General features: G+C 65.8%; 17 protein-coding genes. 13 read left to right on the top strand and 4 right to left on the bottom strand.

Annotated features, from left to right (window positions below):
* Positions 1–21: 21 nt before the first annotated feature.
* From guaD to BKA07_RS19850, 6 genes are all read left to right on the top strand, one after another.
* Positions 22–1308 (top strand): guanine deaminase, encoded by a 1287-nt coding sequence (guaD, locus tag BKA07_RS17740; RefSeq protein ID WP_167952340.1) that lies wholly within the window; start codon positions 22–24, stop codon positions 1306–1308.
* Between the two features lie 296 nt (positions 1309–1604).
* Positions 1605–2417, top strand: coding sequence for a hydroxypyruvate isomerase family protein (locus BKA07_RS17735; RefSeq protein WP_167952338.1), 813 nt, complete (start codon positions 1605–1607; stop codon positions 2415–2417).
* A gap of 67 nt (positions 2418–2484) precedes the next feature.
* Positions 2485–3372, top strand: a complete 888-nt coding sequence (locus tag BKA07_RS17730) for a 2-hydroxy-3-oxopropionate reductase (protein ID WP_167952336.1) — start codon at positions 2485–2487, stop codon at positions 3370–3372.
* Positions 3373–3482: 110 nt separating this feature from the next.
* Entirely contained in the window at positions 3483–5279 is a 1797-nt protein-coding gene (gcl, locus tag BKA07_RS17725) for a glyoxylate carboligase (protein WP_167952334.1), read from the top strand.
* Between the two features lie 257 nt (positions 5280–5536).
* Positions 5537–6895 carry an allantoinase AllB gene (gene allB / locus BKA07_RS17720; protein WP_167952332.1) on the top strand — a complete coding sequence of 453 codons (1359 nt, stop codon included), beginning with the start codon at positions 5537–5539 and terminating at the stop codon, positions 6893–6895.
* 574 nt (positions 6896–7469) lie between these two features.
* On the top strand, positions 7470–8126 hold the full coding sequence (locus tag BKA07_RS19850) for a DUF559 domain-containing protein (protein ID WP_167952330.1): 657 nt from the start codon (positions 7470–7472) through the stop codon (positions 8124–8126).
* Between the two features lie 84 nt (positions 8127–8210).
* On the opposite strand, the gene bcp is transcribed toward BKA07_RS19850, so the two are convergent.
* Both bcp and BKA07_RS17705 read right to left on the bottom strand, forming a co-directional pair.
* Positions 8211–8678, bottom strand: a complete 468-nt coding sequence (bcp, locus tag BKA07_RS17710; protein ID WP_167952328.1) for a thioredoxin-dependent thiol peroxidase — start codon at positions 8676–8678, stop codon at positions 8211–8213.
* Between the two features lie 42 nt (positions 8679–8720).
* Complete coding sequence (locus tag BKA07_RS17705; RefSeq protein WP_245162004.1) at positions 8721–9977, bottom strand: glycerate kinase; 1257 nt, start codon at positions 9975–9977, stop codon at positions 8721–8723.
* A gap of 232 nt (positions 9978–10209) precedes the next feature.
* Between BKA07_RS17705 and uraD the strand changes: the two genes are divergently transcribed.
* From uraD to aceE, 4 genes are all read left to right on the top strand, one after another.
* Positions 10210–10704: a 2-oxo-4-hydroxy-4-carboxy-5-ureidoimidazoline decarboxylase gene (gene uraD, locus BKA07_RS17700; RefSeq protein ID WP_167952325.1), complete on the top strand. Its 495-nt coding sequence runs from the start codon at positions 10210–10212 to the stop codon at positions 10702–10704.
* On the top strand, positions 10701–11024 hold the full coding sequence (gene uraH, locus BKA07_RS17695) for a hydroxyisourate hydrolase (protein ID WP_167952323.1): 324 nt from the start codon (positions 10701–10703) through the stop codon (positions 11022–11024). Before uraD ends, uraH begins: the two co-directional genes overlap by 4 nt.
* A gap of 195 nt (positions 11025–11219) precedes the next feature.
* The gene (pucL, locus tag BKA07_RS17690) at positions 11220–12104 is read left to right on the top strand and encodes a factor-independent urate hydroxylase (protein WP_167952321.1); all 885 of its coding nucleotides are present in this window, start codon (positions 11220–11222) and stop codon (positions 12102–12104) included.
* Between the two features lie 67 nt (positions 12105–12171).
* Entirely contained in the window at positions 12172–14955 is a 2784-nt protein-coding gene (gene aceE, locus BKA07_RS17685) for a pyruvate dehydrogenase (acetyl-transferring), homodimeric type (protein WP_167952319.1), read from the top strand.
* Between the two features lie 129 nt (positions 14956–15084).
* Here aceE and BKA07_RS17680 read toward each other — a convergent pair whose 3' ends face one another.
* Positions 15085–15870 (bottom strand): IclR family transcriptional regulator, encoded by a 786-nt coding sequence (locus BKA07_RS17680; protein WP_167952317.1) that lies wholly within the window; start codon positions 15868–15870, stop codon positions 15085–15087.
* A 228-nt stretch (positions 15871–16098) separates the two neighbouring features.
* Between BKA07_RS17680 and BKA07_RS17675 the strand changes: the two genes are divergently transcribed.
* The 3 genes from BKA07_RS17675 to BKA07_RS17665 all read left to right on the top strand — a co-directional run bounded on the left by BKA07_RS17675 (position 16099) and on the right by BKA07_RS17665 (position 19814).
* Positions 16099–17478 carry an NAD-dependent malic enzyme gene (locus BKA07_RS17675; protein ID WP_167952315.1) on the top strand — a complete coding sequence of 460 codons (1380 nt, stop codon included), beginning with the start codon at positions 16099–16101 and terminating at the stop codon, positions 17476–17478.
* Positions 17479–17574: 96 nt separating this feature from the next.
* Complete coding sequence (locus tag BKA07_RS17670; protein ID WP_342449117.1) at positions 17575–18879, top strand: DUF6986 family protein; 1305 nt, start codon at positions 17575–17577, stop codon at positions 18877–18879.
* A gap of 110 nt (positions 18880–18989) precedes the next feature.
* A complete protein-coding gene (locus tag BKA07_RS17665; protein ID WP_167952311.1) occupies positions 18990–19814 on the top strand; it encodes a bifunctional allantoicase/(S)-ureidoglycine aminohydrolase in 825 nt (274 codons plus the stop codon).
* 154 nt (positions 19815–19968) lie between these two features.
* On the opposite strand, the gene BKA07_RS17660 is transcribed toward BKA07_RS17665, so the two are convergent.
* Positions 19969–21444 carry a malate:quinone oxidoreductase gene (locus BKA07_RS17660; protein ID WP_167952309.1) on the bottom strand — a complete coding sequence of 492 codons (1476 nt, stop codon included), beginning with the start codon at positions 21442–21444 and terminating at the stop codon, positions 19969–19971.
* Between the last annotated feature and the right edge of the window lie 9 nt (positions 21445–21453).

The raw sequence follows: 21453 nt of genomic DNA, 5'->3' as shown, positions 1-21453 counted from the left end.
CACCTTTCAAGGAGCACCACCATGTTCATCTGCCGCGCCCGTGTCTTCGACACACCGAGTGACCCCTTCGCCGGGGGCACCCTGCGCTCCGATTCGGATATCGCGCTCGTCGTCGACGAGGGGCTGATCATCGCCCGCACGGACTATGCGAGCGCCGTCGCCGCGCACCCCGACGCCGAGGTGCTCGACCTCCGCGCCGGCGTCCTCATCCCAGGACTCATCGACACCCACGTCCACTACCCGCAGGTCCGCGCCATCGGGTACCTCGGCATGCCCCTGCTCGACTGGCTCGACCACTGTGCCCTGCCGGAGGAGGCCGAACTCGGGGACGATGCCTATGCCTCGGCGGTGGCCGGGGAGTTCCTGACCGGGCTGACCTCGGCGGGGACCACCTCGGCGATGGTCTTCGGTTCGCACTTCGCCTCTGCCGTCGACACCCTGTTCTCCCAGGCCGCCGAGGTGGGTCTGCGGATCACATCGGGCCTGGTCACCAGTGACAGGATCCTTCCCGAGGAGCTGCTGACGAGTGTGGAGAGGTCCGTGGCCGAGAGCCAGGACCTCATCGACCGGTGGCACGGCACCGGGCACCTGAGATACGCGATCACCCCGCGCTTCTCCTTCTCCGCCGGGCAGGAGCTGCTCGCCGCAGGCGGGCGGCTGGCGGCGGACAACCCGGGTGTCTGGGTCACCTCCCACCTCAACGAGAACCGCGACGAGGTCGCCGGGGTGGCCGAGATGTTCCCCGAAGCCCTCGACTACCTCGACACCTACGACCGCGCCGGACTGTTGGGCCGACGCACGATCCTGGCCCACAATGTCCACCCGAGTGAACGCGAACTGGCGCGGATGGCCGAGGTCGGGGCCGCCTCGGCGCATTGTCCGACCTCGAACTCGAACCTGGCCAGCGGCTTCTTCCCGCTGCGCCGACACATCGAGGCCGGGGTCCGCGTCGCGCTCGGCTCCGACGTGGGTGCGGGGACAGGGTTCTCCCTGCTCAAGGAGGGCGTCCAGGCCTACTTCATGCAGCAGCTCGATCCCTCGGGAGGCCTGCCCCTGAGCTCGGCGCACCTGCTGCATCTGGGCACCACGGCCGGCGCCGAGGCATTGGACCTCAGCGATCAGGTCGGGGATCTGTCCGAGGGCAAGCGCTTCGACGCCGCTTATATCTCACCCACCGCGGGCGAACCGCTCGACGTGGGCATCAGGAACGCGAGCAGCGACGAGGACGCCCTGGCCAAGATCTTCGCCATGGGCACACCGGCCGACATCTCCCAGGTGTGGGTGGACGGGGACCTCGTCAAGGGCTAGGAGCACTGTGCCCCCAGGCGGCCTGCCGCGCTGAGCACTCCCGCGTCGACTTCCGCCGCCCTTTTAAGTTTCAGCAACCCTTCGGTCGCTGAGCAACCTCGCTACGGGTTGCTCAGCGACGGGAGGGTTGCTTTCGTCGTTGTGCGGTGGGCCGATGCGCGTCGTGGGGAATTTCGTGGTCGGGGTTGACTCCCTCTCATGAGCCTGCCTATGCTTGATTTCGTCAATCGGAAATAAACTTCCAGGATACGGAAAAAACGAGAAGCCGTACTCGCAGCGACGCGAAGGAGAATCCCATGGCGACATTCGATTTCACCAATGCCGACAGCTACATCCTCAACTGCTCCACCCTGCTCACCGAGCTGCCCGTCATGGAGCGCGCCCAGGCCGCCAAGGACGCCGGCTTCAGCCAGGTCGAGTTCTGGTGGCCCTTCGACGGGAACCCGAGGCCCACCTCGGCGGAGGTCGATGAATTCGTCGCCTCACTCGACAATGCCGGCGTCGAGCTCAAGGGCCTGAATTTCTGGGCGGGCAACATGGCCGGCGGCGACCGCGGCATGGTTTCGATCAAGGGAGCCGAAGCCGACTTCGCCGCGAACGTCGACGTCGTCGTCGAGATCGGTCGCCGCACCGGCTGCCGTGCCTTCAACGCCCTCTACGGACTGCGCACCGAGGGTCAGAGCCCCGAGGAACAGGACGAGGTCGCACTCGAAAACCTCAAGCTCGCCGCCGACGCCGTCGCCTCCATCGACGGCACCGTGCTCGTCGAACCCGTCTCCGGTGCCGAGGACTACCCGCTCAAGCGGGCGTCCGACGCCGCCGAGGTCGTCCAGCGGGTCCGCGCGCAGGGCGTGGTCAACATCGCAGTCCTCGCCGACTTCTTCCACATGTCGATCAACGGCGACGACGTGGCCGCGGTCATCGAGGCCGACGCCGCGAAGTTCGGTCACATCCAGATCGCCGACGCCGCCGGCCGTGGAGCACCCGGAACGGGCTCGCTGCCGCTGCAGGACTGGATCAACCGCTCCTACGAACTCGGCTACACCGGGTCCATCGCCCTCGAGTACAAGCAGGACCGCGAGACAGCATTCGAGTGGCTGACGAACTGAACCGACAGCACCGAAACACAACGTCACAGGCACAGCACTTCACCGACACAGCAGTAAGGATACGAAAATGAGCAGGACAATCGCATTCATCGGACTCGGAATCATGGGGCTGCCGATGGCCAAGAATCTCGTCACCGCCGGCTTCACCGTCCGCGGCTACAACCGCTCACCCGAGAAGGCCGCGGAATTGGCGAAATCGGGAGGGCAGGCCGCCGGTTCCATCGCCGAGGCGGTCGACGGTGCCGATGTCATCATCACCATGGTCCCGGACTCGCCCGATGTCGAAGAGGTGCTGACCGGAGAGACCGGCATCCTCGCGAACGCCAAGTCCGGTGCCTACTGGATCGACAATTCGACGATCCGCCCCGATGTCGCGAAGAACCTGTCCGCCCAGGCCGCAGAGAAGGGACTCAAGCCCCTCGACGCGCCTGTCTCCGGCGGCGAGGCCGGCGCGATCAACGGTGCGCTGTCGATCATGGTCGGCGGCGAACAGGCTGATTTCGAGGCCGTGTCCGATGTATTCGATGCCGTCGGGAAGACGATCGTCCTCGTCGGTCCCTCGGGTTCGGGGCAGACGGTGAAGGCCGCGAACCAGCTCATCGTCGCCGGCAACATCGAACTCCTCGCCGAGGCCGTCGTCTTCCTCGAAGCCTACGGAGTCGAGACCGACTCGGCGCTGCAGGTCCTCGGCGGGGGGCTGGCCGGATCGAAGGTCCTCGATCAGAAGGGCCAGAAGATGCTCGATCGCTCCTTCGACCCCGGCTTCCGACTCGAACTGCACCACAAGGACATGGGCATCGTCACCGCCGCCGCCCGCGAGGCCGGTGTGACGATCCCACTCGGATCGGCCGTCGCGCAGCTCGTCGCCTCGACCGTCCAGCAGGGCAACGGAGGGCTCGACCACTCGGGGCTCTTCACCGTCGTCGAGGCTCTCTCCGGCAAGAACCGGGACTGAGCCACCGCCTCGGCGAGGCTCCGCCCCACCACGAACCGGGTCGGCGACAGCGTCGTCGCCGGCTCACTGAACTCGGTCCGTTCGCGGGCCACAGACACGAAGGAAGAACAATGACACGTATGCGCGCAGTCGACGCGGTGGTGCTCATCCTCGAGAAGGAAGGTGCCACCGAGACATTCGGCCTGCCGGGCGCGGCCATCAACCCGCTGTATTCGGCGATGAAGGCACACGGCGGAATCAACCACACCCTGGCCCGCCACGTCGAAGGGGCCTCCCACATGGCCGACGGCTACACACGGGCGGCGGCCGGGAACATCGGCGTCTGCCTCGGCACCTCCGGGCCCGCCGGCACCGATATGATCACCGGACTCTACGCCGCGGCCGCGGACTCGCAGCCGATCCTGTGCGTCACAGGTCAGGCTCCCGTGGCGGTTCTCGACAAGGAGGACTTCCAGGCCGTGGACATCGCCTCGATCGCGAAGTCGGTGACCAAGATGGCCAAGACGGTGCTCGAGGCCGGGCAGGTCCCCGGAGTCTTCCAGTCGGCCTTCCAGCTCATGCGCTCGGCCAGGCCGGGTCCGGTGCTCATCGACCTGCCGCTCGACGTCCAGCAGACGGAGATCGACTTCGACATCGACACCTACGAGCCGTTGGTGCCGTCGAAGCCGGCGGCCACCTCGGCGCAGGCGGATAAGATCCTCGATCTCATCGCAGCGGCGAAGCGCCCGCTCATCATCGCAGGCGGCGGAATCCTCAATGCGGATGCTGCAGACCGGCTCGTCGAATTCGCAGAACTCACGTCGATCCCGGTCTCACCGACCCTGATGGGGTGGGGCACGATTCCCGACGATCACCCGCTGCAGGCGGGCATGGTGGGCATCCAGACCCACGTGCGCTACGGCAACGCCTCGTTCCTCGAATCCGACCTGGTCATCGGCATCGGCAACCGCTGGGCCAATCGCCACACCGGCGACCTGGAGGTCTATCGCCGGGGGCGCACGTTCGTCCACATCGACATCGAGCCCACGCAGATCGGGCGAGTGTTCTCACCCGACTACGGGGTCACCTCCGACGCCGGCGCCGCACTTCAGGCACTGATCGGTGCCGCCCGAGGTCGGTCCGGCGGTTCGGCGCTGCCCGACTTCACCGGCTGGGCAGGCGAGTGCACCGACCGGAAGTCCACCGAACACCGCAAGACCAACTACACGGACATGCCGATCAAGCCGCAGCGCGTCTACCAGGAGATGAACGCGGCCTTCGCTGAGGACGTGACCTATGTGTCGACCATCGGCCTGAGTCAGATCGCCGGCGCCCAGATGCTGCACGTCTACAGGCCTCGGCACTGGATCAACGCGGGCCAGGCGGGCCCCCTGGGCTGGACCGGACCGGCCGCGCTGGGCGTGGCGAAGGCCAAGCCGGACGAGACCGTGGTCGCGCTCTCCGGCGACTACGATTTCCAGTTCATGCTCGAGGAGCTGGCCGTCGGTGCGCAGCACAGGATTCCGTACCTGCACATCGTGGTCAACAACTCCTACCTCGGTCTGATCCGGCAGTCGCAGCGCGGCTTCGACATGGACTTCGAGGTGTCCCTGGCCTTCGACAACATCAACTCCTCCGGCGGTGCGGCGGGCTACGGCGTCGATCATGTGAGTGTCGCTCAGGGGCTCGGCTGCAAGGCGCTGCGCGTCGAGGACCCCGAGCTCATCGGCGAGGGACTGCGCGTGGCCAAGGAGCTCATGGACGAGCACCAGGTACCTGTCGTCGTCGAGGTCATCCTCGAGCGCATCACGAACATCTCGATGGGCACCGCGCTGGATGCGATCAACGAGTTCGACGTTCTCGCGCAGACCCCGGCCGATGCGCCCACCGCGCTGACTCCGATGAGCGAACTGGCTGCGGCGAAGTAGACTCTGCCCCGGCAGGCTCGACGGCGGCAGCCCCGATGTCGGCTGAGTCACAATTGGTATACCATGGCCCCGGGGGAGTCGGCTGCACGAATCCGACGCTCCCGGGGACTGGTCTGATATGCCCGGTGCCGACCGCCGGAGCAGGGCCCTCGGCATCGAAGCCGAGCTGAATTGCCGGCGCGAGGCCCGGGCGAAGAGCTCGGCCGGAGGGCTGAGTGAAGAGTTCGGCCCGAGGGCTGAGCGAATGAGGAGGATGCATGAACGCTGAAACACAGGACTTCGATCTGGTCATCCGGGCACAGCGAGTGGTTCTGCCCGAGGGTGTGAACGCCGCCGAGGTTGGTGTGCGCGAGGGCAAGATCGTCGAGATCGCCACCGGGGGAGCGGTGCTGGCCGGTGCCGCCTCGGCGAATACGGAGACCGTCGACGTCGACGAGACCCAGGTGCTGTTGCCCGGTCTCGTCGATTCGCACGTCCACGTCAACGACCCCGGCCGCAGCGAGTGGGAGGGTTTCGCCAGCGCCACACGCGCCGCGGCCGCCGGCGGGGTGACGACGATCGTCGACATGCCGCTCAACTCTCTGCCGCCGACGGTCGACATCGGATCCCTCGACATCAAACGTGAGGTCGCGGCGACCAAGGCCTTCGTCGACGTCGGCTTCTGGGGCGGTGCGATCCCCGGCAACACGGAGGAGCTCAAACCGCTCTTCGACGCCGGTGTCTATGGCTTCAAGTGCTTCCTCGAGGACTCGGGCGTCGAGGAGTTCCCTCCGCTCGAGCCCGAGGAGCTGCGTACCGATATGGTCGAACTCGCGAAGTACGACGGGCTGCTCATCGTCCACGCCGAGGATCATTCGATCCTCGCCGATGTGCCGGGATTCACGGGCCGCAGATTCTCCGACTTCCTCGCCTCGCGCCCACGTGAGGCCGAGAACGTTGCGATCGCCCGCGTCATCGAGACCGCCCGGGAGACCGGATCTCGCGCTCACATCCTGCACCTGTCGTCGGCCGATGCGCTGCCCCAGATCGCGCAGGCCAAGGCCGAAGGGGTCAAGCTGACCGTCGAGACCTGCCCCCACTACCTCGTCTTCTCCGCCGAAGAGATTCCCGATGGAGCGACGACGCACAAGTGCTGCCCGCCGATCCGCGAGGAGTCCAACCGCGAAGCCCTGTGGCAGGGGCTCATCGACGGCACGATCGACTGTGTCGTCTCCGACCACTCGCCGTCGACCGCCGAGCTCAAGCTCATCGACACCGGTGACTTCGGCGCTGCGTGGGGCGGAATCTCGTCCCTGCAGTTGGGTCTGTCTCTCATGTGGACCGAGGCCGCTACGCGCGGAATCGACCTAGCCGAGGTGGTCTCCTGGATGTCCTCGGCGCCGGCGGCGGTCGCCGGAGTGGCGGGCAAGGGCGCGATCGCACTCGCCAATGACGCGGACTTCGCCGTCTTCGCTCCCGACGAGGAGTGGACGGTCGCCGCGGCCGAGCTGTATCACCGCAATCAGATCAGCGCATACGACGCGCGTGCCGTCCGCGGTGCCGTCAAGAAGACGATCCTCCGCGGCGCTCCCGTGGACTTCGACACGCCCCAGGGCCGCCTGCTGCGAGCCCGCTGACCTACCTCGCCTCCGCACTCCAGCGTCCTACCTTCTCAGCAACCTCAAGGGCGTCGAGCAACCTGTACTCGGGTTGCTCGACACCCTTGAGGTTGCTGGCCGTTTTCGATCTCACCTTTCAGGTTGCTCGATGGCCGAATGGTTGCTGGCGAGAATGTCTCTGTACACAGGTTTATCCACAGATGTTCGTTGGCTGTTGCAGTTTGTTGCGCAATGGTGCAGTTTAATAGCTATGTATGCACATTTCACCGCTGCCCGTCTGATGCGTCTTGGATTCTCTCGCGCCGAGGTGAGACGTGCGCAGAGCTGTTGTCTGCAACGCGTGGCTCGAGGGAGGTATGTCACCGAATTCGTGTGCACCGATCCGGGGCATAGTCGGCTATGGGAGTCGATCAAGACCGGCTCGAGAGGCAAATTCGCTCAGTTCGGTGATATCAGGGACCGTGTTGAGCGGCTCAAGGTGCTCATCCGAGCGCGAGCAGAGCATCTTCAGGACGCTCAACTCAAGCAGTCAACACCTCGCGGAGGAGAGGCGTTCAGCCATCTGTCCGCTGCACTTATCCACGAGCTGCCGGTGAGCGGGTTCAACGCAAACCGAGTCGAGGTCGTTCGGCCGGGAGTCAGTCGCACCTACGCCCACCTGCGAGTCCGACGTCGGGTGGTCCCCAAGGATCAGTTGGTCCGGATCGGCATCTATCCTGTCACGTCGCTGGAGAGGACACTCGTCGACGTCGCTCGAGACTGCCCTCTCGAATTGGCTGTGCCGATGCTCGATCACGCACTGCGCGGCCAATCGACGACCTTGCCCGCGCTCGGATCTGCTGTTGAGCGGTGCGCCGAAGTCGTCGGCACACGAATGGTGGAGACGGCCCTCGAGCTCGCAGACGAGCGCCGAGAATCCGTGGCCGAATCGATCTGTGCGGTGAGATTCTTCGAGCACGGGGTGGTCGGCTTCGTTCCCCAGGTGAACATCTTCGACGCCGAACACTGGTTGGGCAGGGTCGACTTCTGCTGTGAGGAGGCGAAGGTCGTCGTCGAAGTCGATGGGATGGGCAAGTACAGCCTCGGCTCGGGTGATCCCGGTCGAGAGCTTGAGAAGGAGAAGCTTCGCGAGTCGGCGATCACTGCTGCGGGGTACCGGGTTGTGCGCCTGACGTGGAGGCAGCTGTTCAGGTCTGAACCGTTCGCACGCATTCGCAGCGTGACCGCAGAGAGGCTTGCGTCGATCTGAGCAACCCTCCGGATGCTGAGCAACCCGTCTGAGGGTTGCGCAGCGCCCGGAGGGTTGCTGAGAAGTGGAGGTGGAAGCTGGGGTTCAGGCGCCGAGCCTCGCGCGGAGGCGGGCGACGTGGCCCTCGGCGTCGACGTTGTATTCGACGCTGGACAAGGTGCCGTCCTCGTCGATGACGAAGGTCGAGCGCAGGGTGCCTTCGAAGGTGTTGCCGCCCACCGTCTTCTCTCCGTATGACCCGTAGGCCTTCGCGAGTTCTGCCCCCGGGTCCGAGAGCAGCGGGAAGGTCAGATGCTGGTCCTCCGCGAACGACTGCAGCGCCTCGGCGTCATCGGGGGAGACCCCGAGCACCTGGAAGCCGGCGCCGGCCAATGCGGAGAGGCTGTCCCGGAAGTCGCAGGCCTCGGTCGTGCAGCCGGGCGTCGCGGCCTTGGGGTAGAAGTAGAGGATGACCTTCTGCCCGGCGAAGTCCGCCTTCGAATAGGTCTTCCCGTTTGCGTCGCTCAGTGAGAAATCCGGTGCGTTCTGTCCGACTTCGAGCTGTATGCCCATGATTGTTCCTTTCGTAGATGAGCGTGTGTGTTGGTGATGAGCTCAGTTCCCTTCCGCGTCCGCAGCGCGTGCGCCCGCGAATTCCGCAGCGCGTGCGTCCGCGAGGTCCGCAGCGCGTGCGTCCGGTCTCGCGCCGAAGCCCGCGAGGTCCTCGCCGGCCACCATGAGCGCGCACGCGTGGGCGGCGGTCGCCTCGATGAGCTCTTCGGCTCGCTCGGAGAGCTCATCGAGGCCGGCCGGGCCCGGCGCGATCGACAGGGCCGCCGTGATTCCTGCCTCGCGGCATTCGGCGGGAGTGAGAGCGACGTGTCCCGCGACGACGATGACCCTCGCCGAGGCGGGGGCGCAATCCCGTACTGCCGCGACGACTTTGCCGCCCAGCGACTGCGAATCGAAAGAGCCCTCGCCTGTGAGGACGATATCGGCCCCGGCCAGTGCCTCGGACAGACCCACGGCCTCGGCGACCATCGTCGAGCCGGGCACCACCTCGGCGTCGAGCAGCGTCGTCAGGGCCAGGGGGATCCCGCCGGCGGCACCGAATCCCGGCGTTGCGGCCAGGGTCGACGCGTCCGCCGGCGACCCGGCGAGCACCTCGGCGAGGTGGGCCAGTCCGGAGTCGAGGACGGACACGGATGCGGAGTCGGCGCCCTTCTGCGGGCCGAAGACGGCGGCGGCACCGTCGGGGCCGGTGAGCGGGTTGTCGACGTCGACGGCGATGCGCCAGCGGACAGCGAGGGCGCGTGGATCGAGTCCCGAGACGTCGACCGAGGCCAGGGCCGCCAGCCCACCGCCGCCGGGGGAGATCGGTGAGCCCGACGAGTCCGTGAAGGCCGCGCCCAGGGCGGAGGCGATGCCGGCTCCACCATCGGTGCTCGCGGACCCGCCGATGCACAGCAGGATCTCCTCGACGCCCTGGTCGAGGACGTGGCCGGCGATGAGGCCGACGCCGTACGTGTCGGCGCGCTCCGGCGCAAGCGCGACGTCGGAGACCTGGGGGAGGCCGTTGGCCTGGGCCGCCTCGATGACCGCGGTCCTTCCGTCGGCGGAGATGCCGAACTGTGCGCTCGTCAGCCGACCCAAGGCGTCGACGACGTCGACCGAGCGGGCGGGGGTGCCCCACACCGCCAGGAGGGCGTCGAGCGTGCCTTCGCCGCCGTCGGCGAAGGGCAGGTCGGTGATCCGAGAATCCGGGAACACCTGGCGTGCGCCGCGGGCCAAGGCGGCGGCGGCTTCGGGGGCACCGGCCGATCCTTTGAAGGAGTCGGGCGCACAGACGATCGTGGGGGCTTCCTTGCTCATGACGTCATTCAACCTCATTGTCGTGAAATCGATGGCCGGGTGCTCAGTACGCGGACGAAGCGACGAATACTGCGCCCATTATCCACTCTGTGGAATAGTTTTTCCAAATTTGACATCGACAGCCGCTCACGACAGACTCGAGTCAATTGAATGGAAGTAATATTCCGAGATGCGAAACGTCCGCAGTGGCAGTGCTGCGCGACTCCAGATCTCGATTCTCAAGGAGGTCAGTGTGGACCTGAACGAGTTCAATTCGCTGTCGACCGACGAGGCCCGCGAGCTCCTGCGCCCGTGCCTGGACGTCGACCGTTGGATCGACGGAGTCGTCGCGGCACGTCCGTTCTCCACCGTGGACTCGGCCCTGACGTCCGGTCACAGCAGCGCGAATCCCCTGACCGACGAAGAGATCTCGACCGCGATGTCCCACCATCCCAGGATCGGTGAGAAGGCGAAGGGCTCCTCCGCCGAGGCGGCCCATTCCTCCCGCGAGCAGGCGGGCCTGGGTGTCCTCGAAGGAAATGTCCAGGATCGTCTCGCCGCCGGCAACGCCGCCTACGAGGAGCGCTTCGACCGCGTCTTCCTCATCCGCGCCGCCGGGCGTGACCCCGAGGAGATCCTCGGCGAGCTCGAGCGCCGCATGGCCAACACCGAGAGACAGGAACTCGCCGAGGTCGGCGAGCAGCTGATCCAGATCGCAACACTGAGACTCGAAGGAATACTTGCATGAGCTTCATCTCCGCCCACGCACTCGACTCCACCGTCGGCACCCCCGCCGCCGACCTCGAGGTCACGCTGTACTCCGGCGCCGAGGCTATCGCCAACGCCCGCACGGACGACAACGGTCGTGTCTCGGAATTCGGGCCGGACCACCTCGGCGCCGGTGACTATCGGATCGTCTTTGCCACCGGTGCTTACTTCGAAGCGCGGGGATGGGATCACTTCCACCCCCAGGTGACGATCGACTTCACGGTCAAGGCGGGAGAGGCCCACTATCACATACCATTGCTGCTGAGCCCGTTCGCGTACAGCACATACCGGGGAAGTTGAGAAGCTGAGCGGGCGGCACCACCCACAGACATCAGGGGAAGCAGGCCCCCTTACAGGATGAAGATCCTCAACAAACCGCCGAAGTTCGCCAGGCTCCGCGTCCGGCAACCTCGCAAATCAATTGGTCACAGCGACCGAACGGCCCTCGGTGACGAGTGCTGCGCGGACGCTGGCTTAGGCAACAGGAGCAAGAAGATGAGCAAGGTGAGACTGACAACGAATCAGTACGGCAAGGCGGAGAACCGGTTGATGCGGGTCTATCGCGACTCCGACCGTCACGAGATCCGCGACCTCAATGTGACCTCGCAGCTGTGGGGTGACTTCGAGACCGCCCACACCGAAGGCGATAACGAACACATCGTCGCCACCGACACCCAGAAGAACACGGTCTTCGCCAAGGCCAAGGAACTCGGCGTGAGCTCGCCCGAGCAGTTCATCCTCGGCCTGGCCGACCACTTCACCTCGAGCTTCGACTGGGTCACGGGCGGACGCTGGGCGGCCGAAGAGTACGGTTGGTCGCGCATCAACGACCACGACCATTCCTTCTTCAAGTCCGCGCCCGAGACCCGCACCGCGGTCCTGACCCGCGACGGTGACAAGGACACGCTGATCTCCGGCTTCTACGGACTCACCGTGCTCAAGACCACCGAATCGGGCTTCGTCGGCTACCCGAAGGACGAGTACACCACACTGCCGGAGACCGACGATCGGATACTGGCCACCGATATTGCGACCCGCTGGATCTACAACACCACGGATCTCGACTTCGAGAGCGTGTATGGAAAGGTCAAGAAGATCATCCTCGACGCATTCACCGACCACTATTCGCATGCCCTGCAGCACACCCTGTACCAGATGGGTGAGAAGGTGATCGACGCCGTGCCGGAGATCGACGAGATCCGCTTCTCCTGCCCGAACAAGCACCATTTCCTCTACGACATCGAACGCTTCGGCCTGGAGAACCCGAATGAAGTGCTCATCGTCGCCGATCGACCCTACGGTCTGATCGAAGCCACCTTCACCCGCGACGGCGTGGAGGAATCCAAGGAGGCCTGGGCGCAGATCGCCGGCTTCTGCTGATACACACCGCAGTCGGGTCCACGGGGAACACCTTCCCGTGGACCCGACGTGTTTGAGAGGGAGAACTATGACCCAGACCACAACCTCGGCGATCCCGAGGGGATCAGGTGACGAAGAAGTCGACGAGTGGCTCGAGTCCTGGGAAGGGCTCGTCAGCCAGCGTGGCACCCTGCGCGCGGCCGAGATCATGGAGGCGCTGCGTCAGCGGGCCGCAACGAACTCGGTCGCACAGCCCAAGGTCACGACCACGGACTACGTCAACACCATCCCGGCCGATCAGGAACCCGCCTACCCCGGCGACGAGCGCCTCGAGCGCAAATACCGCAAGTGGCTGCGCTGGAACGCCGCGATGCTCGTCCACCGTGCTCAGCGTCCCGAAACCTCGGTCGGCGGGCACATCTCGACATACGCGGGGGCTGCGACCCTGTACGAGATCGGGTTCAACAACTTCTTCCGCGGCCAGGACCATCCCGGCGGCGGCGACCAGGTGTTCTTCCAGGGCCACGCCTCACCGGGGATGTATGCCAGGGCCTTCCTCGAGAACCGGTTGAACGAGGCCCAGCTCGACGGCTTCCGCCAGGAGGCCTCGAAGGCTCCGAACGGGCTGAGCTCCTATCCGCATCCTCGCCTCATGCCCGAGTTCTGGCAGTTCCCGACCGTGTCGATGGGGCTGGGCCCGATCAACTCGATCTACCAGGCGCAGATGAACCGCTATCTGCTCAATCGCGGCATCAAGGACACCTCCGACCAGCGGGTCTGGGCCTTCCTCGGCGACGGTGAGATGGACGAGCCCGAATCACGCGGCGCCCTCCAACTGGCCGCGAACGAGGGCCTGGACAATCTCACCTATGTCATCAACTGCAACCTGCAGCGCCTCGACGGGCCCGTGCGCGGCAACGGCAAGATCGTCCAGGAGCTCGAAGCCGTCTTCACCGGAGCCGGATGGAACGTCATCAAGGTCCTCTGGGGCCGCGAATGGGACTCCCTGCTCGACGCCGACCACAGCGGCGAGCTGGTCCGGATCATGAACGAGACCCTCGACGGCGACTACCAGACCTTCAAGGCCGAGTCCGGCGGGTTCATCCGTGACAACTTCTTCGGCCGCTCGCCGGTGACCAAGGGGCTCGTCGAGCACCTGTCCGATGACGACATCTGGAACCTCAAGCGCGGCGGCCACGACTACCACAAGGTCTTCGCCGCCTACCAGCAGGCCGTGAACACCACAGGCAAGCCGACCGTTATCCTCGTCCAGACGGTCAAGGGCTATGGCCTGGGCACGACCTTCGAATCGCGCAACGCCACGCATCAGATGAAGAAGTTCACGGCCGCCGACGTCAAGGCCTTCCGCGACCGGATGGACATCCCGATCACCGACAAGGTCATCGACGACGACCCCTACGCCGTGCCCTACTACCACCCGGGCAACGACGCCGAAGAAATTCAGTACATGCTTCAGAAGCGGAAGGAGCTCGGCGGGTTCCTGCCCAACCGCAAGCCCGAGAACAGCACGAAGACCCTGCCAGCAGTATCCGACAAGGCCCTCGCGCAGACGAAGAAGGGTTCGGGCCATCAGCAGGCCGCGACCACGATGGCCTTCGTCCGCCTGCTCAAGGACCTTATGCGTGAGAAGGGCATCGGCAACCGGATCGTGCCCATCATCCCCGATGAGGCCCGCACATTCGGCATCGACGCGTTCTTTCCGACCGCGAAGATCTACAACCCGAACGGGCAGAACTACCTGGCGGTCGACCGTGAGCTGTTCCTGTCCTACAAGGAGGCGACCAGCGGCCAGCTGCTCCACGTCGGCATCAACGAGGCCGGTGCGGCAGCGGGATTCACCGCCGCCGGAACGTCGTACTCGACCCACGGCGAACCGATGATCCCGATCTACGTCTTCTACTCGATGTTCGGCTTCCAGCGCACCGGAGACGCCTTCTGGGCCGCCGGTGACCAGATGACCCGCGGGTTCATCATCGGCGCCACGGCCGGACGCACGACGCTGACCGGTGAGGGCCTGCAGCACGCCGACGGACACTCTCCTGTGCTGGCGGCGACCAACCCGGCGGTGCGGATCTACGACCCGGCCTACGGCTACGAGATCGGCCACATCATGCGTGACGGCCTGCATCGCATGTACGGCGAGCACGACCTCGGCGATGACGCCCGCAACGTCATGTACTACCTGACCGTGTACAACGAGCCGATGCTCCAGCCGGCCGAACCCGAGGATGTCGATGTCGATGGGATTCTGCGTGGGATCCATCGGGTCGCGGAAGCGGGTGCTGGTGCCGAGGCGGGTGCGGATGCAGGATCCGGCGCCGAGGTGGGTGCGGGCGATCGTCCGCAGGCGCAGCTGCTCGCATCCGGAGTCGCAGTCCCGTGGGCGCTCGAGGCCCGTGGGCTGTTGGCTCAGGACTGGGGCGTGGATGCCGCCGTGTGGTCGGTGACCTCATGGGCCGAGCTGCGCCGCGACGCCCTGAAGTGCGAGGCCGAGAAGCTCGAGAACTTCGAGGCCGAGCCGCGGGTGCCGTATGTGCGTCAGCGTCTGGGCTCGCAAGCGGGGCCGATCGTGGCCACGAGCGACTTCGACTCCACTCAGCCGGACCTCATCAGGGCCTTCCTCAGCCAGGACTTCGCGACCCTGGGGGCAGACGGGTTCGGCTTCTCGGATACGCGGGCCGCTGCCAGGCGCCACTTCAAGATCGATGCGCACTCGATGGTCGTCCGCGCGCTGCAGCTACTGGCCGACCGCGGCGAGATCGAGCGTTCCGTGCCGGTCGAAGCGGCGAAGAAGTACCGCCTGGGCGAGGTCAACGCAGGGACCTCGGGCACCGCCGGAGGCGATTCCTGAAGCACTCACTGCCGAGACGACGACGGAGCGCCGAGACCATTGTGCATGCACTGTAGTCTCGGCGCTCCGTCGTCGTCTCGAGGGCGTCGTCTCGAGGGCGTCGTCTCGAGGGCGGCTGGCTGCAGACGCTCAGGCGCCGCCGCGCATGTCTTCCGAGATCGCCTCGGCGGCCGAGCGCAGCAGCGGAATCGCGCGATCCGAGAACGCCTGGTCGACTCGACTGATGGGTCCCGACACGGAGATCGCCAGGGGAGCAGGCGCCTCGGGGATCGACATCGCGAAGCAGCGCACTCCCAGCTCCTGTTCCTGCTCGTCGATGGAGTAGCCACGCTCGCGAATGCGCTCCAGCTCGGTTTCGAGGGCCTCGACCGTGCCGATGCTGTATTCGGTCGGCGTCGGCATCCCGGCGGTCGACACGATGTGGCGCACCTGCTCGGAGTCGAGGCCGGCGAGAATGGCCTTGCCCACCCCGGTGTCGTGCATATGGGTCCGCCGCCCCACCTCGGTGAACATCCGCATCTGCCGCTGTGAGGCGACCTGATCGACATAGACGACCATGTCGCCGTCGATGGTGGCGACGTTCGCGGATTCGCCCAACTCCTCGACGATCGTCCGCAGGTAGGGGCGGGCGATCGCACCCAGCTGGGAACCGGCGAGGTTGCCGAGGCGAATCAGCCCCGGACCCAGCGCGTAGCCGCGATTGGGCAGCTGGCGCACCACGCCGAGGTTGACCAGGGTGTTGAGCAGCCGGTGGATCGTCGGGAGCGGGAGGCTCACTTCGGCGGCGATGTGGCTCAGCGTCGCCGAGCCCGAGGAATTCGCGATGCATTCGAGGAGCCCGAAGGCGCGTTCGACGGACTGGACACCGCCCTTCGTCTGACGGATCGCGGGGGCATTCGTGTCGTTGCTGGTCATCCGAGTTCCTCTTCCTCGTCCAATGAGATTCGTGTTCGCTGGCATCTGTGGCAGGCTCGACGCTGAGTGCTGCCGTCATGACAACCAGGATCGCTCAGCGAAACTGCCACTCAGTCTAGTCTCAAAATGGAAGTAAGTTTCCGTTCATGAAGATCCGGGCTAGATTTTCCACTATACAGAAGATAGTATCCATACTACGGAAAAGACATATCAGAGAGGATATCTCACATGGCGTCTCCAAGCCCCGGATACTCAATCACGCTTCGCGCGGCCACCGAAGTCGGTCGGACCTCGACCTCCGATCTTGTGGCCGCTGCCGCGGCGACCGGTGCCGCGATCACGGCCCTCGACGTCGTCGAATCCACCCCGCACAGCGTCATCATCGACGTCAGCGCCGATACGCGCGACCTCGACCACGCCGATGAGGTCGCGGCCGCACTCGGCGAGCTCCCCGGCGTCGAAGTCCACAAGGTCTCGGACCGGACGTTCCTCCTCCACCTCGGCGGCAAACTCGAATCCGCACCCAAGGTACCGCTGCGCAACCGGGACGACCTCTCCCGCGCCTACACCCCGGGCGTGGCCCGAGTGTGCAAAGCCATCGCAGGGAACAAGGACGATGCGAGGCGGCTGACGATCAAACGCAACACCGTCGCGGTCGTCACCGACGGCACCGCGGTGCTCGGCCTCGGCGACATCGGCCCCGAAGCCGCGATGCCCGTGATGGAGGGCAAAGCCGTCCTGTTCAAGCAGTTCGCCGGTGTCGACGCCTGGCCAGTCGCCCTCGACACGAAGGACACCGAGGAGATCATCTCGATCTGCAGGGCTCTGGCCCCGGCCTATGGGGGCATCAACCTCGAGGACATCTCCGCGCCGCGCTGCTTCGAGATCGAGGCCAAGCTCCGCGAGGAACTCGACATCCCGGTCTTCCACGACGACCAGCACGGCACGGGCATCGTGACGCTGGCCGCGCTGAAGAACGCGCTCAAGGTCGTGGGCAAGAACCTCGAGGATCTGCGCATCGTCGTCTCCGGCGTGGGGGCGGCGGGCAATGCGATCATCCGGCTGCTCCAGGTAGCGGGGGCGAAGAACATCATCGCCTGCGGCCGGGACGGCGCGATCGGACCGAACTCGACAGTCGACACCGAACACAAGGTGTGGCTGCAGCGCAACACGAACCCCGAAGGCTTCGACGGCACACTGAAGGAGGCCGTGGTCGGCTCGGACGTATTCATCGGAGTCTCCGCCCCGAACGTGCTCGACGGCAGCGACATCCAGGCCATGAACGAGGATGCACTCGTCTTCGCGATGGCCAACCCGGATCCCGAGGTGGATCCCGCCGAAGCGCTCAAGCACGCGGCCGTCGTCGCCACCGGACGCAGCGACTACCCGAATCAGATCAACAACGTGCTGGCCTTCCCCGGCATCTTCCGCGGCCTCCTCGACGCCGAGGCGACCGACATCGATGAGAACATCATGGTCGCCGCCGCCGATGCGATCGCCTCGTGCATTCCGGCCGAGGAGCTCCACCCGGGCTACGTGGTGCCATCGGTCTTCGACCCCGAAGTGGCGAAGAAGGTCGCCGAGGCGGTCGCGGCAGTCTCATCGTGACCGCCGACCGGTCTCCAGGAGCAGGGATCGGTCGCTGCCTTATGAGAGACAATGGTCGAAGACCACCCCGCCCGTGCGACGAAAGAGAATGTGAAAGTGGATCAATCAACGTTGGCCGACATCGATGCGCTCCTGTCGGATACGGACGAGCTGCTGAGCACGCGTTACCCCGGCGAGCGCGATGTCCGCCAGCCCGTGCACACCGTCTACGTCCCCGGACACCACTCCACGCCGACCCTGCCCCGCGAGTGGGGTGAGCAGGCCCTCGAATGCGTCGATGCCAACGGCGGCATGGTCCAGCTGGCCGAACGCGTCATCGTCGCGTCCCGCAAGGAGACCGTCCCTCCCGACAGCCAGTCGATTCCGAACCTGCACCAGGTCGCTCGGGAAGCCGAAATGCTCGCCGAGGCGGTCACCCGGAAACTGTCGACCGAACCGATCGAGGACCTGCGTCTCGACTTCGAGGACGGGTACGGCGACGCCGACGACGAGACCGAGGACGCCTGCGCACGCCAGGCTGCGCGCAACGCGATCGCCGGACTCGACGAAACGGGCGCACCGGCGTTCTTCGGCATCCGGTTCAAGTGCATGGAGGCCGATACCCGGGCACGTGGTCTCCGGACCCTGGACATATTCCTCGCCGAGGTGATCGCCTCCCACGGAAGGCTTCCGAAGCAGCTGGTCCTCACGCTCCCGAAGGTCAGCACGGTCGACCAGGTCCGTGCCATGGTCATCGCCTGCCGATCGCTCGAGGCCCAGCATGACCTGGCCGAGGGTGCGATCACCTTCGAGGTACAGGTCGAGACCCCGCAGCTCATCCTCGGCGCCGACGGCAGGGTGCCGCTGGCCCCCGTCCTCGATGCGGGTGCCGGACGCATCACCTCCCTGCACTACGGCACCTACGACTACTCGGCTTCGATGGGTGTCGCTGCCGCCTATCAGGCGATGGACCACCCCGTGGCCGACTTCGCGAAGAACCAGATGATGCTCGCGGTCGCCGGCACAGGAGTCCATCTCTCCGACGGCTCGACGAACATTCTGCCGGTCGGCGAGCCCGAGGAGATCCACAGGGCGTGGGGCCTGCACGCCGGGCTGGTCCGCAGACACCTCAAGCGCGGCATCTACCAGGGCTGGGACATGCATCCGCATCAGCTGCCCACCCGTTTCCTAGCCACCTTCCGCTTCTACCGCGAAGGCGCGGAGAGGGCGGCGACCAGGCTGCGCAACTATGTGTTCCACGAGGACTCCGCCGTCCTCGATGAGCCGGCGACCGCCCGGGCGCTGGCTCGCTACCTGTCGCGCGGGCTGTCCTGCGGGGCACACACCGAGGAGTTCGTGACCGACCGGACGAAGATGTCGATCGAGACCCTCAACCACATCGCCCGCACCGGCGCGGCCTGATCACCGGCTTGTGCTGACCGCGGGCGGCTGATCACCGGCGGTTGAGCACCGGCTTGTACTGAACAGCGACTTGTGCTGACCAGCACCGAATCGAAGGAGACTCTGCACCCATGACGACGACCGACCCCTATACCTATTGGGCGCCGACCGGCGGGCACCCGCCCCAGTCGGACCTGCTCACCGACCGTGCGATCGTCACCGAGGCCTACACTGTGATCCCGCGCGGGGTCATGCGCGACATCGTGACCTCGAACCTGCCCGAATGGACGGGGACCCGATCCTGGGTGCTGAGCAAACCGGTGGCCGGGGGAGCGGTGACCTTCTCTCAGACCATCCTCGAAGTCGTCCCGGGCGGCGGCTCGGACGAGCCCGAACCGCAGGCCGAGGTCGAAGGGTTCATCTTCGTCATGGCCGGTGAGCTCGAGATCACCCACGAGGGTCGGGCACACACCCTGGCCCCGGGCGGCTACGGTTTCCTGCCAGCCGGTTCGACCTGGAGCGTGAAGTCGACCGGCGCCGAGGCGGGCCGTTTCCATTGGGTGCGCAAGCGTTACCAGCCGGTGACCGGACTGACCGCCGAAGCCGTGTTCGGCAACGAGTCCGACGTCGAGCCGGCGGCGATGCCGGGCACCGACAACCGGTGGCGGACGACCCGCCCGCTCGATCCCGGCGACCTGGCCTACGACATGCATGTCAACATCGTGACCTTCGAACCCGGTGCCGTGATTCCCTTCGCCGAGACCCACGAGATGGAGCACGGCCTCTACGTCCTCGAGGGCAAGGCCGTCTACCGCCTCAACGGCGATTGGGTCGAGGTGCAGGAAGGCGACTTCATCTCGATGCGCGCCTTCTGCCCCCAGGCCTGCTACGCCGGCGGGCCGGGCCGCTTCCGCTACCTGCTCTACAAGGACGTCAATCGCCAGGTCGAGCTCTAACAGCCCCCGACCCGCACTGGCGCTGCTGCCGCACCGGCGCTGCCAACTGGCGGCGCGTTGGCGTGAATGCAGTCACCGCTTGCTGGAAGGGCGTAGGTGGCGCACAAGTGATGCGCACTGACACTTCCAACAAGCGGTTAGTGAATTCCCCTGCTCAGATGAGCTGCAGGGTGCGAGCGGTGTACTCGGAGAGCTCCTTGAGCAGGGTCTCGTCTTCGGCGAGGCTGTGGCCAACTGAGGGGACCATGTCCTTGATCGCAGGCTCCCAAGTGCTGTACTGGCGGGGGAAGCAGGTCTTGAGCAGGTTGAGCATGATCGCCACAGTCGTCGAAGCGCCGGGGGAAGCGCCGAGCAGCGCCGCGATCGAACCGTCGGCAGAGGAGATGAGCTCGGTGCCGAAGCTGAGGACTCCGCCCTTCTTCGGGTCCTTCTTCATCACCTGAACGCGCTGTCCGGCCTGGACGAACTCCCAGTCGGCGGGGTCGATGTTCGGGATGAACTCGTGCATCGACTCGAAGCGGGCCTTCTTCGACGCGGCCAGCTCGGAGACGAGGTAGGTGACGAGATCGGTGTTGTCCCTGGCCACATTGAGCATCGTGGCCAGGTTGTTCCCGCGCACCGAGAACGGCAGGTCGGTGAAGCTGCCGCCCTTGAGGAACTTCGGCGAGAAGCCCGCGTAGGGGCCGAACAGCAGGTGGTCCTTGCCGTCGACGACACGGGTGTCGAGGTGCGGCACGGACATCGCCGGGGCACCGAAGGATGCCTGGCCGTAGACCTTGGCCTGGTGACGGTCGACGAGATCGGAGTTCGAGGTACGCAGGAAGATGCCCGAAACGGGGAACCCGCCGTAGCCGCGGCCCTCGGGGATGCCCGACTTCTGCAGCAGCGGCAGTGCTCCGCCGCCGGCCCCGACGAAGACGAACTTCGCGTTGACCTTGTGGGTTTCGTGGGAGAGCAGGTCCTTGACGGTGACGACCCAGCCGTCGGAGGAGCGTTCGAGGTCGGTCACCTCGTGACTGGTGCGGATCGTGGCGCCCTTGTCGCCGACGTAGCTGAGCAGCTGTCGAGACAGCGATCCGAAGTTGACGTCGGTGCCGATCTCCGTCCGCGAGATGCCGTTGACCTGGCCGGGTCCGCGGCCCTCGAACATCAGCGGCAGCCACTCGGCCTGGGTATCGGGATCGTCGGTGTACTCCATCTCGGAGAACAGCGGGTTTCGCACCATCTGCTCGTAACGGTTCTTGATGTAGTCTCGGCCCTTCTCACCTCGGCCGTAGCTGATGTGGGGGACCTGGCTGATGAAGGACTTCGGGTCCGGCAGGACGCCGTTGTCGACGAGGTGCGACCAGTACTGACGCGAATGATGGAACTGCTCATTGATCTGCGAGGCCTTGGCGAGATCGATGTGACCGTTCTCGTCTTCGGGAGTGTAGTTGAGTTCGCACAGGGCGGCATGACCGGTGCCGGCGTTGTTCCATGGGTCGGAGCTCTCCTCGGCGACATAGTCGAGCTTCTCGTAGACCCGGATGTCCCACTCCGGCTGAAGCTCGGTCAGCATGGCGCCCAGAGTGGCACTCATGATCCCGCCGCCGATCAAGACAACGTCAACCTTTTCCTGCGTGGAGGGCATTTCGACTCT

This window comes from Brevibacterium marinum, from assembly GCF_011927955.1.
In the GTDB taxonomy this organism is placed as follows: Bacteria; Actinomycetota; Actinomycetes; order Actinomycetales; family Brevibacteriaceae; genus Brevibacterium; species Brevibacterium marinum.
Note: the sequence above shows the minus strand (reverse complement) of the source record. Positions and strands in the feature narration are given on the sequence as shown.

Coding starts and splice junctions, on each gene's coding strand:
- guaD (WP_167952340.1), top strand. CDS start 22: ATGTTCATCTGCCGCGCCCGTGTCTTCGACACACCGAGTGACCCCTTC.
- BKA07_RS17735 (WP_167952338.1), top strand. CDS start 1,605: ATGGCGACATTCGATTTCACCAATGCCGACAGCTACATCCTCAACTGC.
- BKA07_RS17730 (WP_167952336.1), top strand. CDS start 2,485: ATGAGCAGGACAATCGCATTCATCGGACTCGGAATCATGGGGCTGCCG.
- gcl (WP_167952334.1), top strand. CDS start 3,483: ATGACACGTATGCGCGCAGTCGACGCGGTGGTGCTCATCCTCGAGAAG.
- allB (WP_167952332.1), top strand. CDS start 5,537: ATGAACGCTGAAACACAGGACTTCGATCTGGTCATCCGGGCACAGCGA.
- bcp (WP_167952328.1), bottom strand. CDS start 8,678: ATGGGCATACAGCTCGAAGTCGGACAGAACGCACCGGATTTCTCACTG.
- BKA07_RS17705 (WP_245162004.1), bottom strand. CDS start 9,977: ATGAGCAAGGAAGCCCCCACGATCGTCTGTGCGCCCGACTCCTTCAAA.
- uraH (WP_167952323.1), top strand. CDS start 10,701: ATGAGCTTCATCTCCGCCCACGCACTCGACTCCACCGTCGGCACCCCC.
- pucL (WP_167952321.1), top strand. CDS start 11,220: ATGAGCAAGGTGAGACTGACAACGAATCAGTACGGCAAGGCGGAGAAC.
- aceE (WP_167952319.1), top strand. CDS start 12,172: ATGACCCAGACCACAACCTCGGCGATCCCGAGGGGATCAGGTGACGAA.
- BKA07_RS17680 (WP_167952317.1), bottom strand. CDS start 15,870: ATGACCAGCAACGACACGAATGCCCCCGCGATCCGTCAGACGAAGGGC.
- BKA07_RS17675 (WP_167952315.1), top strand. CDS start 16,099: ATGGCGTCTCCAAGCCCCGGATACTCAATCACGCTTCGCGCGGCCACC.
- BKA07_RS17665 (WP_167952311.1), top strand. CDS start 18,990: ATGACGACGACCGACCCCTATACCTATTGGGCGCCGACCGGCGGGCAC.
- BKA07_RS17660 (WP_167952309.1), bottom strand. CDS start 21,444: ATGCCCTCCACGCAGGAAAAGGTTGACGTTGTCTTGATCGGCGGCGGG.